Source organism: Terribium retamae (assembly GCF_022347545.1).
GTDB classification, from domain to species: domain Bacteria; phylum Pseudomonadota; class Alphaproteobacteria; order Rhizobiales; family Rhizobiaceae; genus Mesorhizobium; species Mesorhizobium retamae.
Map to the genome: position 1 here is coordinate 14,564 of NZ_JAKREW010000037.1, position 11,969 is coordinate 26,532.

Annotated in this window: 15 protein-coding genes; 9 read left to right on the forward strand and 6 right to left on the reverse strand. The window is 62.4% G+C overall.

Annotated features, from left to right (window positions below; all coding sequences use genetic code 11):
• Positions 1 to 17: 17 nt before the first annotated feature.
• Positions 18 to 671, forward strand: coding sequence for a hypothetical protein (locus L4923_RS24685; RefSeq protein ID WP_239369759.1), 654 nt, complete (start codon positions 18 to 20; stop codon positions 669 to 671).
• Positions 672 to 680: 9 nt separating this feature from the next.
• Here L4923_RS24685 and L4923_RS24690 read toward each other — a convergent pair whose 3' ends face one another.
• Entirely contained in the window at positions 681 to 1,565 is an 885-nt protein-coding gene (locus tag L4923_RS24690; protein WP_239369760.1) for an alpha/beta fold hydrolase, read from the reverse strand.
• A 243-nt stretch (positions 1,566 to 1,808) separates the two neighbouring features.
• Between L4923_RS24690 and L4923_RS24695 the strand changes: the two genes are divergently transcribed.
• Entirely contained in the window at positions 1,809 to 2,222 is a 414-nt protein-coding gene (locus tag L4923_RS24695; RefSeq protein ID WP_239369761.1) for a gamma-glutamylcyclotransferase family protein, read from the forward strand.
• Positions 2,223 to 2,362: 140 nt separating this feature from the next.
• Positions 2,363 to 2,896 carry a con-10 family general stress protein gene (locus L4923_RS31140; protein WP_343304070.1) on the forward strand — a complete coding sequence of 178 codons (534 nt, stop codon included), beginning with the start codon at positions 2,363 to 2,365 and terminating at the stop codon, positions 2,894 to 2,896.
• Positions 2,897 to 2,943: 47 nt separating this feature from the next.
• Here the strand turns inward: L4923_RS31140 and L4923_RS24705 are convergent, their stop codons facing one another.
• From L4923_RS24705 to L4923_RS24720, 4 genes are all read right to left on the reverse strand, one after another.
• Positions 2,944 to 3,153: a hypothetical protein gene (locus L4923_RS24705; RefSeq protein ID WP_239369762.1), complete on the reverse strand. Its 210-nt coding sequence runs from the start codon at positions 3,151 to 3,153 to the stop codon at positions 2,944 to 2,946.
• 83 nt (positions 3,154 to 3,236) lie between these two features.
• On the reverse strand, positions 3,237 to 3,614 hold the full coding sequence (locus tag L4923_RS24710) for a DUF982 domain-containing protein (protein ID WP_239369763.1): 378 nt from the start codon (positions 3,612 to 3,614) through the stop codon (positions 3,237 to 3,239).
• Entirely contained in the window at positions 3,614 to 3,859 is a 246-nt protein-coding gene (locus L4923_RS24715; RefSeq protein ID WP_239369764.1) for a hypothetical protein, read from the reverse strand. The genes L4923_RS24710 and L4923_RS24715 overlap by 1 nt, the downstream gene beginning before the upstream one ends.
• Before the next feature lie 198 nt (positions 3,860 to 4,057).
• Positions 4,058 to 4,972 carry a LysR family transcriptional regulator gene (locus L4923_RS24720; RefSeq protein WP_239369765.1) on the reverse strand — a complete coding sequence of 305 codons (915 nt, stop codon included), beginning with the start codon at positions 4,970 to 4,972 and terminating at the stop codon, positions 4,058 to 4,060.
• Positions 4,973 to 5,198: 226 nt separating this feature from the next.
• On the opposite strand from L4923_RS24720, the gene L4923_RS24725 reads away from it, so the two are divergent.
• Genes L4923_RS24725 through L4923_RS24750 form a run of 6 tightly spaced genes read left to right on the forward strand, consistent with a single transcriptional unit; the run spans position 5,199 to position 11,566 of the window.
• Complete coding sequence (locus L4923_RS24725) at positions 5,199 to 6,515, forward strand: ABC transporter substrate-binding protein (RefSeq protein WP_239369766.1); 1,317 nt, start codon at positions 5,199 to 5,201, stop codon at positions 6,513 to 6,515.
• Positions 6,512 to 7,462 (forward strand): carbohydrate ABC transporter permease, encoded by a 951-nt coding sequence (locus tag L4923_RS24730; protein ID WP_239369767.1) that lies wholly within the window; start codon positions 6,512 to 6,514, stop codon positions 7,460 to 7,462. The genes L4923_RS24725 and L4923_RS24730 overlap by 4 nt, the downstream gene beginning before the upstream one ends.
• Positions 7,452 to 8,339 carry a carbohydrate ABC transporter permease gene (locus L4923_RS24735; RefSeq protein ID WP_239369768.1) on the forward strand — a complete coding sequence of 296 codons (888 nt, stop codon included), beginning with the start codon at positions 7,452 to 7,454 and terminating at the stop codon, positions 8,337 to 8,339. The genes L4923_RS24730 and L4923_RS24735 overlap by 11 nt, the downstream gene beginning before the upstream one ends.
• Positions 8,340 to 8,387: 48 nt before the next feature.
• The gene (locus L4923_RS24740) at positions 8,388 to 9,407 is read left to right on the forward strand and encodes a Gfo/Idh/MocA family protein (RefSeq protein ID WP_239369796.1); all 1,020 of its coding nucleotides are present in this window, start codon (positions 8,388 to 8,390) and stop codon (positions 9,405 to 9,407) included.
• Positions 9,404 to 10,489 (forward strand): Gfo/Idh/MocA family protein, encoded by a 1,086-nt coding sequence (locus L4923_RS24745; RefSeq protein ID WP_239369769.1) that lies wholly within the window; start codon positions 9,404 to 9,406, stop codon positions 10,487 to 10,489. Before L4923_RS24740 ends, L4923_RS24745 begins: the two co-directional genes overlap by 4 nt.
• A gap of 21 nt (positions 10,490 to 10,510) precedes the next feature.
• Positions 10,511 to 11,566, forward strand: a complete 1,056-nt coding sequence (locus tag L4923_RS24750; protein ID WP_239369770.1) for an ABC transporter ATP-binding protein — start codon at positions 10,511 to 10,513, stop codon at positions 11,564 to 11,566.
• A 153-nt stretch (positions 11,567 to 11,719) separates the two neighbouring features.
• Here L4923_RS24750 and L4923_RS24755 read toward each other — a convergent pair whose 3' ends face one another.
• The gene (locus L4923_RS24755; RefSeq protein WP_239369797.1) at positions 11,720 to 11,959 is read right to left on the reverse strand and encodes a hypothetical protein; all 240 of its coding nucleotides are present in this window, start codon (positions 11,957 to 11,959) and stop codon (positions 11,720 to 11,722) included.
• Positions 11,960 to 11,969: the final 10 nt, after the last annotated feature.

The window sequence follows — 11,969 nt, forward strand, 5'->3', positions numbered from 1 at the left end:
ACGAGGGAGATGTTGCGATGATTCACAGGGATGAACAGCAGACCAGTCTCGTCCCGATCATGACGACGGAATATTTCGTCCTGCAGACGGCACGCACCGGTACGATCCAGGAGGCCAGTCAACGGGCGAGTCTCTTTCTGGCAGCGGTTTCGAGCGCGACGATCGCGCTGGCTTTTGTCGCGCAGGTCACCCAGATGGGCCGGCCCTTCGTGCTTTTCAGCCTTATCCTGCTGCCTTGCCTGTTCTTTGTCGGGGCGATCACCTTTGCCAGGACGGCGGAGGTGGCGATCGAAGACATGATCCTCGCACGCGGCATGGCCAGGATCCGCCACTTTTACATAGAACGGGAACCGATGATCGCACGATATCTGGTCCATTCGACCCACGACGATCGGTTCGCGCTTTCCACCGAAACCGGGACGGGTTCGGTGCCATGGCCGTGTTTCACCAGCACAGCCTTCATCGTGGGCACCCTCAACAGCGCCATTGCCGGGGTTTTTGCCGGCGTGGTTGTTGCTTTCGGCATTCCCGCCACCGCGGTCGCGGCCGTTGCGGTTGGGGTCCTGTTTCTTGCCGTGAGCGCGCGGGGGCACTGGCGCTATCAGACAAGCCGATGGAACGAGGCAGAAGGCCAGTTGAAGATATTGTTCCCGAAGGGCGGTCGAGCCTGAAACCGTTCGTCATGGAACCTTGGCTTGGCGATGGACGCGGCCGAGGAAATCGCGAGTCAGGCTGACGACTTCGTTGAGATGCGTTTCGAGCAGCCAATGCCCGCCTTCCAACAGATGAAGCTCGGCGTCGGGCAGGTCGCGCAGATAGGCCCGCGCTGACTCGGCGGGCATATATCCATCATGCGGCCCCCAGGCGATCAGCGTCGGCGGGCGATGCTCTCGCAGCCACGCCTGATAGCGTGGGAACCACGCGACATTCTCTCTCAGGCCGGCGATGATCGACGCGTAGATTTCGCGGCGCTTTGGCGTGGCCTGCGCCCAGTGCAGTTCCCAGAGGTCGGGCGGAATCAGCGAGGCGATGCCTTTACCCGAGACGTCGTTGAGGAACTCCTCGCGAAATTCCTCGAATGTGATGGCGGCGCGGATCTTCTGATAGCGTGCGTTGGACGGATCGTCCCAATAGGCCTTGAGGGCCGCGTATTTCGGGCCGAGCACGTCTTCATAGATGTCGCCGTTCTGGATGATGCAGCCGGCGATCATGCCGGGCCTGGCGATGGCCAGCCTCAGACCGATCTGCGAGCCGAAATCATGCAGGTAGATCACGAAGCGCTTCAGGCCGAGCCGATCGGCAAACCGCGCCAGGAAGGCGGCATAGCCGTTGAAGCTATAGTCGAAATCGTCGGGCGTGGCGCTATAGCCGCAACCGGGAAAGTCGGGCGCCAGCAGCCGCCAGCGATCGCCGAGTGCCGCCATGTAATTCCTGAACTCATAGGAGGAACAGGGATAGCCGTGCGGCAACAGAATGGCGGGCGCATTTTCGGACCCGGCCTCGCGATAGAAGATGTCGACACCGTCGAGATCCAGGCGTCGGTGGAATACAGGTGTGTAAGGCATCGGACGGTTCTCCCGGACGCCGCCCACCGCTTGCCCAACGCGTGATCCGCCGGTGATGTTCCTGGAATTGCCGAATTTCGCCCGGTACATTCGGGCAACGTAGGCAGGTTTTGGGAACAGCCCCCGAAGCGGCGTGTTTTCCTCGATGCGGGTGGCTTCCCTTCCAACCGTATGCCAGCCCGGCTCGGTATGGCCCATAGTGTACCGGGCCGGTTTGACATCCCTGACGAACGACCATTCTCGATGACGCATATCGTCTTTGTCTTCGGCACGCTCAAGAAGGGCTTTCCGCTCCATGAGGCCGGTCTGGCGGGAGCCCGCTTTCTCAGGTCCTGCAGCACGGTGGCGCCATATCCGATGCTGGTTGCCGGTCCCTACTTCGCACCGATGATGTTCAACGAGCCGGGCGTGGGGCTTCGCGTGCGGGGAGAATCGTATGAAGTGGGAGCCGGCACGCTGGCGGAGCTCGATAGGATGGAATCGCTCGGCAAGCCAGGCAATTGGCGCCTGCCGCTCCAGGTCTCGCCCGTCGATGGCGGTCCGCCCGTTTCAGCCTTTGCCTACATGAAATCCAGGTGGCTCGGCCAACCCGTGCATTCCGGTTATCTGGCCGACTACCAGGATCGTCGCTTCATCGCGTTCGGGCAGAGGCGGTAGCCGGTTCGATTTCCGCTTTGTTCGCCAGATCTTCAAACGTGAAGTTTGTAACATCGCTTTTTCGGAACGGCGGCTCTTCGATGAGGTTGTTTCGGTGAGGTCGATCGAACCTCATCACTTCGGACCCCAGGGAGAGTGAAATGCCTGAGAGTGACAACTCGGGACGCGGCTTCGCGTCCATGGACCAGGACAGACAACGCGACATCGCCAGCCAGGGCGGCAAAAGTGTGCCCGACGAAAAACGAAGCTTCTCCACGGATCCCGAACTGGCGTCCGAGGCAGGCCGGAAAGGCGGCGAAAACGTTCCGGACGAGGAGCGCAGCTTCTCCCAGGACGAGGAAGCGGCGGCTGAAGCTGGCGGGGCGGGTGGCGAAAATGCGCTCGACGAGGAGCGTAGCTTCTCGCAAGACCCCGGCCTCGCCGGTGAGGCCGACAGGGAGGCCGGTGAGAACACGACCGACCGGGGGCAAGGCTTTTCGCAAGATCCCGGCCTCGCCGGTGAAGCCGACAGGGAGGCGGGTGGGAACACGCTGGACCAGGGCTTTTCGCAAGATCCCGGTCTCGCAGGTGAGACTGACAGGGAAAGCGGTGAGAACACCGCCGACCGCGAGCAGGGCTTTTCGCAAGACCGCAACCTGGCCGGAGAAGCCCGTCGCACCGGAGGCCAGGAGTAGAAGCGACCCGCCCGGTTCGGCCGGGCGGTTCGGCGGTGATGAAATCGCTAGCTGGCCAGCCGCAGCCGCGAGAGTGCGATCAATTCGGCCTCGTTGCGGATGCCGAGCTGGTAATTGGCGATGATCCGCGACGCGCGTTCTTCCCTGTCCTGGGCCGTCTCGTTTTCGATGCAAGTTGCCGCGAAAACCTTGGTCAAAAGGTCGATCTCGTCGGGCTGCAGTATCGCGACATCTTCCAGCTTCTGTCGGATAGGCAAGAGCCTCTCCTTTCATGGAACGGATGGATGAAAGGCTGCTCCGGCGAGACGGAGCGGCCATGGGGTCAACGCGAAGATGGCATCTAAATGTGCGGTTTGTGAGGTCGCATCAGGTTTTGGCGGGCCGAACGCGCGCGCATCCTGGCCAGATACGGTGCCGGCTTCGGGTTGAAATTTTCCGGCTCGATCGCTGCCAGCTCCTGGGCCACCCGGTCGCACAGCTTGCGCGGCCTGACGATCCGGCCCTGCTCGCTCGCCGCAGTAACGAAGGCGTCATAGGCTGCCCGGTGCGTGCACCAGCCTTCCGCGGCCTCACCTGCCAGCCGCGCTGCTTCGCGGTAACTCTCGCGCTCCTTGTCCGGCCATGCCATGGCCAGCGCTCGGGTGATGTCGTACAGGCACGTCACATGGAATTTATAGCCGCGCGCGGTGCGGAACGTCACGGTCTGGAACGGGCTCATTATCCGAACCTCCGCTCGCCTGCTGTCGATTTCCGCCCGAGATAAAGCTCCAGGCTTTCGCGGATTTCGACTTCGTCGATGACACCCTGTCCGAACAGATCCATGGTTGCCTTGGCGAGGTCTTCCGCTGCGAAACTACCGCAATGGAAACCGCGCTGACGGCAGATGTCGTCGTAGATTTCCTCAAGACGTCTCAGATCGTCAGGATAGGCAATTGTACCGTTGGAGACTTGAGGGGCCGACATGGCTTCCTCCCTTCAATTGGGGCGGAAGCGTGATCGTCGCTCACAGCCGGTGACGCCCGTGGCAATTGTCACCGATGCCTTATTTTGCGCCTGCTCGTGGCCTGCCGTCTGTCGCCAAGTGGACAGAGGGCGATCACTTATGAAGACAGCTCGATTCCCGCATTTGCAAGGACTTAGGAGGACGCCCCGGCCGGCCTCTCAGAGGGGCAGCATGGCCCCGGCGGCCTCCTTGAGCAGCGCGATCGTCTCCATGGTCCTCTGCTCGCTCATCCTCTCCTTGAGCACATAGATGCCGACCGTTCTTTTGCGCGCGGAATCCGCCAGTGACAGCCGGTGTAATCCGCGGCGCTGGAACTCCTTCGCCATCACGTCGGTGTGGTTGATGACCGCATCGGTATGTTCGACATAGTCCAGGCAGGCAGCCAGCGAGTTGGAAGCAAACGTATAATGCTGCTGGTCGAAGGCACTGTCGGCCAGCGTTTGAGTCCATGTCTCGAAGAAACGCTGGTGTCGGGCTTCCGGAACGGCGGTGCTGACCATCGGGTATCGGTCTATGTCAGCCAGGGTGACGGTTCGCCCAAGCAGGGGATGGCCCTCGCGCACGAAATAGCCGGCGCCGACCTGCATGAGCGGGATCAGCTCGGTCCCGGTATTGAGGCTCAACCCTTCGATCTCATGCGACACGAACATGGAGATGTCGCCGCCGAGCAAAAGGTCCATGCAGCGCAGCTGGTTGCCGAGGCTGACATAGATGCGCGCACCCGGATGGCGTCTGGAATGCTCGACCACCATGTCGCGGATGAACAGCGACCACCACGAATAGCCTGATCCGATGCGCAGGCCCTCTTCCGTACGCTGGCGCTGCCGTTCGAGGGCCTTGAGCGTATTGTCGTAGAGACGCTGCATGAGCCTGGCATTCTGATAGAGCGTTTCGCCATACTCCGTCAGCCGCACACCACGCGGTGTGCGGATGAAGAGCGGCACGCCCATCGTCTCTTCGAGCCTGCGCATGTTGACGGTCAGCGAAGGCTGCGAGACCAGCGCGGCCGTCGCGCCGCCGCTCATCGTTCCGGCCTCCGCGACCGCCATGAATTGGCGCAGCATCTTGTTCATCGCTGTCTCCTGGGCCCATCTCCCGGCCATAGATTTTATCTATATCGGAGACGTTACTTCGTATTTTTCTTTCAATCCAGCCTGTGCGACCTTGGCGGCGTCTAGACGAAATTGCTGGAGCAGATCCCCGGCAAGGGACGCAATGTGCTCACATGACCGCGGGAGGAACCGGTCGGTGAAGCGGCAGGCGTCCTGGGGAGCGACCGGCGAACCGGGAGGAAGCTGAATGTCATTCCATGCGAAGAGACGCCATTTCGTGGCGGGTCATATCGACAGGCGCCAGTTCCTGGCAGGTTGCTCGGCAACCCTTGCGCTGGGGTTGGCCCGGCCGGCGCTTTCGCAACAGCAGCGGCTCCGGATGATCTTCTGGGGCAGCCAGACCCGGGCGGAGCGCACCTATGCCGCTGCCGACCTTTATATGAAGGCCCATCCTGGAACCGGGGTCGATGGCGAGTTCCTCGGCTGGAACGACTACTGGGCGAAACTGGCGACGCAGACCGCCGGCGGCAACGCGCCCGACATCATCCAGATGGATTATCGCTACATCGTCGAATATGCGGGCCGTGGTGCGATCGCGCCCCTCGACGACTTCGTCGGATCGACGCTCAACGTCGCCGATTTCGATCCCCTACAGGTCGACAGCGGCAAGGTCGACGGCAAGCTCTACGGCATCAGCCTCGGCGCGAACTCGGTGGCCATGATGGTCAATAAGGCCGTGTTCGAACAGCTGAAATTGCCGCTGCCGGACGCCAAAACCACCTGGGAAGATTTTTCCAAACTGGCCGCCGAAATCACCGATGCCGGCATCCGCCGCGGCTTCTACGGCGCCGCCGACGGCTCCAAGAACGAGCAGATCTTCGAAAATTACCTGCGGCAGCGCGGCAAGGCGCTTTATACGGCGGACGGGCAGATCGCCTTCGACGCGGCAGACGTCGCCGAGTGGTTCGACATGTGGGCCAAGCTGCGCGAGGCGGGCGCCGTGCCACCCGGGGATATCCAGGAACTCGACCAGCAGAACATCGACACCTCGCTGCTGACCCAGAACAAGGTGGCCGTCGCCTATGCCAACTCCAATGAGCTCGTCGGCTACCGTAAGCTGAACAAGGATCCGGTGGTGCTGGCAAATTTCCCGCGGCTCACTGCCGAGTCCAAGGGCGGTCACTACCGCAAGCCGGCGATGCTGTTTTCGGTCTTTGCCAAATCGCCGAACCAGAAGGCCGCCGCGGAATTCATCTCCTATTTCGTCAACGATCTGGAGGCGGCCAAGGTGCTCGGCACCGAGCGCGGCATTCCGGAATCCTCGAAGGTGCGCGACGCCCTGTCCGGCACGTTGGACGAGACCGGCAAGGCGATGCTTGCTTATGTCTCCGGCCTCGGCGACCTAGCAGCCAAGCTGCCGCCGTCTCCGCCCAAGGCAGCAGGCGAGGTCCTGATCGCATTCCAGCGCACGGCATCGGGCGTGGCGTTCGGGTCGCAGAGCAGTTCCGATGCCGCCCAGGCCTTCGTGACGGAAGCCGCTGAAATCCTGAAGCGCAAGACATGACGGAGGCTGCGCAGCCGACATTGGCGGCGGGCGGCGAAAGCGTCGGCAGAGCTTCCGGCTGGTCGCGGTTCGCGGAAGGCTCCGGCCCGGGCTATCTGTTCCTGACGCCCTGGCTGATCGGCCTGTTCTGCTTCACGCTCGGTCCCATCGTCTATTCCTTCTATCTCAGCTTCACCCGGTTCGATCTCTTGACCGCGCCGGACTGGGTGGGGCTGGAGAATTACCGGCGCATCCTGACCGAGGATCCGAAATTCCTCGCCTCGATGCGGGTGACCTTCCTCTACGTGCTGTTCTCGGTCCCGCTGAAGCTGGCCTTCGCGCTGGCAGTGGCCATGCTTCTCAACAAGGGCATCAAGGGGCTCACCCTCTACCGGGCGCTGTTCTACCTGCCGTCCCTGCTCGGCGCGAGCGTTGCGATCGCTATCCTGTGGCGCGCCATCTTCTCCGCCGACGGGCTTATCAATCAGCTGCTCTGGTCCTTGTTCGGCATCAACGGGCCGAGCTGGATCACCAATCCGAAATATGCGCTCTGGACCCTCGTCGCGCTCGGTGTCTGGCAGTTCGGTTCGCCGATGATCATCTTCCTCGCCGGACTGAGACAGATCCCGCAGGACATGTACGAAGCAGCGAGCCTCGACGGGGCAAGCGCTTGGCGGCAATTCTGGAAGATCACGCTGCCGCTGCTGACGCCCATCGTCTTCTTCAACGTGATCATCCAGACGATCGAAGCCTTCAAAAGCTTCACGCCGGCCTTCATCATCTCGGGCGGTCTGGGCGGTCCCGTCAATTCGACGCTGTTCTACGCACTCTACCTCTATCAGGAGGCCTTCAGCTTCTTCCGCATGGGCTATGCCTCGGCGCTGGCCTGGATCCTGCTGGTCATCATTTCGGTCTTTACCGCGATCTCCTTCCTCTCCTCCAGATACTGGGTGCATTATGACGATTGATGCACGGCCCAAGCCGGGCTCGCTGGAGGCCGAACAGGCCGAACGGCGTCCGCTGTGGCGGTCGCTTCTCATCCACGCGGCGCTGATCGCGATGTGTTTCGTCATGATCTATCCGCTGCTTTGGATGGTCTCCGCCTCGGTGCGCCCCCAGGACGAGATCTTCAGTTCGGCCAGCCTCATCCCATCCGCGATCGACTGGGGCGCCTATTGGCGCGGCTGGAACGGCCTGCGCGTCTCGTTCGGAACCTTCTTCCTGAATTCCTTCGTGATCGCGGCACTGGCCGTCATCGGCAATGTGCTGGCCTGTTCGCTGACTGCCTTCGCCTTTGCGCGGCTGGAATTCTTCGGCAAGCGGTTCTGGTTCGCCATCATGCTGGTGACGTTGATGCTGCCCTACCAAGTCACGCTGATCCCGCAATATGTGCTGTTCCTGAAGCTGGGCTGGGTCGACACCATCCTGCCTCTGGTCGTGCCGAAATTCCTCGCCGCCGACGCCTTCTTTATCTTCCTGATGGTGCAGTTCTTCCGTGGCATCCCGCGCGAACTGGACGAGGCGGCGATGATGGACGGCTGCTCGGCCTGGCGCATCTACTGGAAGATCATGTTGCCTTTGTCGACGCCGGTCCTGGCGACGGCTGCCGTCTTCACCTTCATCTGGACCTGGGACGATTTCTTCGGCCCGCTGATCTACCTGAACGACATGCGCCAATACACGGTCATGCTCGGCCTGCGCACCTTCACCGACTCTACCGGCGAAAGCGACTTCGGCGGCCTTTTCGCCATGAGCGTGGCGAGCCTCGTGCCGATCTTCCTGTTGTTCCTGGTTTTCCAGCGCCTGCTGATCGAGGGCATCGCGACCACAGGCATTAAACGGTGACGGCGGGCGCCCGACCTCACACACCACAATCAACATATGAACGGTAGACTGATGAGAGTTCGATTTGCAGCCATAGGCCTCAATCATGGCCACATCTATGGACAGGTGAACTGCCTGCTCGCCGCGGGCGCGGAGCTTGTAGCCTTCCATGCCCCGGAACACGATCTGGCCAAGATCTTTTCCGAAACGTATCCCGATGCCAAGCGGGTCGGAGACAGAGCCGCCATCCTGGAGGACCGCTCCATTCATCTCGTGGTGACGGCGGCGATCCTGGACGAGCGCGCCGGCATTGCCATCGAGGCGATGCGCCATGGCAAGGATGTGATGAGCGACAAGCCCGGCATGATCAGCCATGCGCAGCTGGATACGATCCGCGGCGTGCAAGCCGAGACGGGCCGCATCTATTCGGTCTGCTATTCCGAACATTTCGAGACGCGCTCCACCGTCAAGGCCGGCGAGCTGGTCAAGGCCGGAGCGATCGGCGAGGTGATCCATACCGTCGGCCTGGGGCCGCATGCCATCCACAATGGCGCCCGGCCGGACTGGTTCTTCGATCGCAAGCGCTACGGCGGCATCCTGTGCGATATCGGCAGCCATCAATGCGAGCAGTTCCTGTTCTTCACGGGAACGCTAGATGCGGAAGTCGCCTCCGCCACCGTCGCAAACCGCGGCAATCCGGATCGTCCGGGCCTGCAGGATTTCGGCGACATGCATCTGAGATCGCCGAAAGCGACCGGCTATGTGCGCGTCGACTGGTTCACCCCGAAAGGGTTGCCGACCTGGGGCGACGGCCGCCTGACCATTCTCGGAACCGAAGGTTACATCGAGCTGCGCAAATACATCGACATCGGCGGCCGCCCGGGCACCGACCATCTGTTCCTGGTCGACGGGAGGGGGATACAGGCGATCGATTGTTCGAACGTCGAATTGCCCTATGGCCGGCAGCTGATTGCCGATGTCCTCAACCGAACCGAAACGGCGATGAGCCAGGCACATTGTTTCAAGGCCATGGAGCTGGCGCTCGATGCGCAGGAACTGGCCGAGCGTGGCACGGAGTGGGCCCAATGAGCAGCATCTTCAACGTCGCCGTCGTCGGCCTCGGCATCGGCAGGAGCCACATCACCGAGGGCTATGTCACCAATGCCGACAAGTTCCGCGTCAAGGCGATCTGCGATCTCGATCCGGCACGACTGAACGAGGTCGGCGACGCGTTCGGGGTCGAGCGGCGTCTCACCGATTTCGAAGTGCTGCTGGCCATGGACGATATCGACATCATCGACATCTGCACGCCGCCGGGAACGCACCTTGCTCAGGTCATGGCAGCGCTCAGGGCCGGCAAGCACGTGATCTGCGAAAAGCCGCTGGTCGGCTCGCTGAGCCAGATCGACAGCGTGATCGCCGAGGAGAAGGTGTCGAAGGGGCTGCTGATGCCGGTCATGCAGTATCGCTTCGGCGACGGCGTCGAGCAGGCCAGGGCCATCATCGACGCCGGCATTGCGGGCAGGCCTTATATCGGCACCGTCGAGACCTTGTGGCGCCGCGACGCGGACTATTATGCCGTTCCGTGGCGCGGCAAATGGGCGACCGAGCTCGGCGGCGTTTTGATGACGCATGCCATCCATCAGCATGACCTCTTCACCTATCTGATGGGTGACATCAAAAGGTTGTTCGGCCGGGTCGCGACACGGGTCAACGCGATCGAGGTCGAGGATTGCGTGACCGCCAGCGTCGAGCTTGCCAATGGCGCGCTCGGCAGCCTGACGGCCACGCTCGGCGCGCGCGACGAGATCAGCCGGTTGCGGCTGATGTTCGAGAATGTGACCTTCGAGAGTGACCACGAACCTTACAATCCGGGCGCCAGACCCTGGACGATCCAGCCGCGCAATGCCGAGGCTGCAACCAGGATCGAAGCCTTGCTGAAAGACTGGAAACCATTGCCCTCGCGGTTCGAGGCGCAGATGGGGCGCTTCTACCAGACGCTGCTCGGCAAGGCGCCGCTGCCGGTCACCAGCGCCGACGCGCGCCGGTCGCTGGAACTCGTGACGGCCTTTTACCACTCCTCCTCGACGCATGAAGACGTGGAACTGCCCATCTCCACCCAGCACCCGCGCTATGACAGCTGGGTGCCGCCGCAGCACCGCGCCGCGTGACGAACGAGGAAGGGGGGATCCATGGCCGCCAGCATCGAGCTTCGCAACATCACCAAGGCCTATGGCGACGTGAAGGTCATCCACGGCATCGACCTGTCGATCGATCCCGGCGAGTTCACGGTTTTCGTGGGACCGTCGGGCTGCGGCAAGTCCACCTTGCTGCGTTTGATCGCCGGGCTGGAGCGCATCAGTGGCGGCGAACTGCTGATCGATGGCCGCCGCATCAACGAAGTGCCGGCATCGAAGCGCGGCATCGCCATGGTGTTCCAGAGCTATGCGCTCTATCCGCACATGTCGGTCCGCAGGAACCTGTCCTTCGGGCTGGAGACCATCGGCACGCCCAAGGCCGAGATCGCGAGCCGCGTTGCGAAAGCCGCGGAGATCCTGCGCATCACCCCGCTTCTCGACCGGCGTCCGAAGGCGCTGTCGGGCGGGCAGCGCCAGCGTGTCGCCATCGGCCGCGCCATCGTGCGTGAGCCCAAGATCTTCCTGTTCGACGAGCCGCTGTCCAACCTCGATGCAGAACTGCGCGTGCAGATGCGTGTCGAGATCGCCAAGCTGCACAACGACCTCGGCAACACCATGATCTATGTCACGCATGATCAGGTCGAGGCCATGACGATGGCCGACAAGATCGTCGTCCTGCGCAGCGGCATCGTCGAGCAGGTCGGTGCGCCGCTCGAGCTCTACAACAACCCGCGCAACCTTTTCGTCGCCGGCTTCATCGGATCGCCGAAAATGAACCTTCTCACGACCGAGGCGAAAGACGGAGGCCTGCAGGTTGCAGGCAACGCGCTGGCGCTGCCTCGCGCCACCGCCGGCGCGACAACCCTGGGCGTGCGGCCCGAACATATCGGCATCACCGACAGGGATGGCATCAGGTTGGCCGAGGTCAAGGTTGATTTGATCGAAAGCCTTGGCGGGCAGACCCTGGTCTACGCCACCACCGCCGATGGCCAGCCTTTGACGGTCGCCCTCAACGGCCAACGTCAGGTCGATGTGGGCTCGAGTCTTCCGGTCTACATCGATCCCGCCCGTATCCATCTGTTCGCCGCGGACGGCAACGCGCTGGTCTAGGACCCTGTCGGGCTTCAGGATGCGTGGCAGGTTCACCAACTTCCAGGTTCGGTCTGGAGGATGATGGAAGGCACGGCGATCTGAACTGAACAGCGCACCGCGCCGCGAACGCCTGGCGCCCGGAAAGTCCGGCGGCGCCGGTTTCACACGAGGTCATTTTCGGGGCTTCTGTTTCCCGCGCGGCCGCATGGCGCTTCCGGTACTCGCCTGGTTCTGCACGGTCGGATGTTCGACACGCCCAGCCTGCTCATCGTCGGGATGCGTGCTGGCGCCGCCCGCTTCCGCGTCCGTTTCCATCGGCGCGGCGGATGGATCGAAGCCCGGCGTTTTGTCGCGATATTTCCCGGCCTGGATATCGGCGTGAACCTGCTGAGGCGTGCGTTTCTCGGCCATGATCGGATCC